This is a genomic window from Paenibacillus agri, from assembly GCF_013359945.1.
Classification (GTDB): Bacteria; Bacillota; Bacilli; order Paenibacillales; family Paenibacillaceae; genus Paenibacillus_AQ; species Paenibacillus_AQ agri.
Genome location: NZ_JABWCS010000122.1, coordinates 1 through 351 on the forward strand (window position 1 = coordinate 1; position 351 = coordinate 351).

General features: G+C 43.9%; 1 rRNA gene. It reads right to left on the minus strand.

Going from position 1 to position 351, the window contains the following annotated elements:
* Window positions 1-245: 245 nt before the first annotated feature.
* A 16S ribosomal RNA gene (locus HPT30_RS00580) occupies window positions 246-351 on the minus strand; the annotation flags it as partial.

Sequence of the window (351 nt, forward strand, 5' to 3'; positions counted from 1 at the left end):
TTACACAAGTTTCAGCTAAAAGATGTTCTAAAACGCAAATTCGTTTCGGTATCCAGTTTTCAAGGATCAAGTTTCTGTAATTACGTGACAATCACGACTGTGATGTCTGGAATTACAGACAAGATATAAATTGAGAGCTTAAACTCTCAAAACTGAGCAACGAGTGAGTAACAGGCCTAAACCTGAGATTTGGAAGTAATACTTCCGATTTGAATGTCTTCATTGCAGAAGACGATTCTCCATAGAAAGGAGGTGATCCAGCCGCACCTTCCGATACGGCTACCTTGTTACGACTTCACCCCAATCATCTACCCCACCTTCGGCGGCTGGCTCCCTTGCGGGTTACCCCAC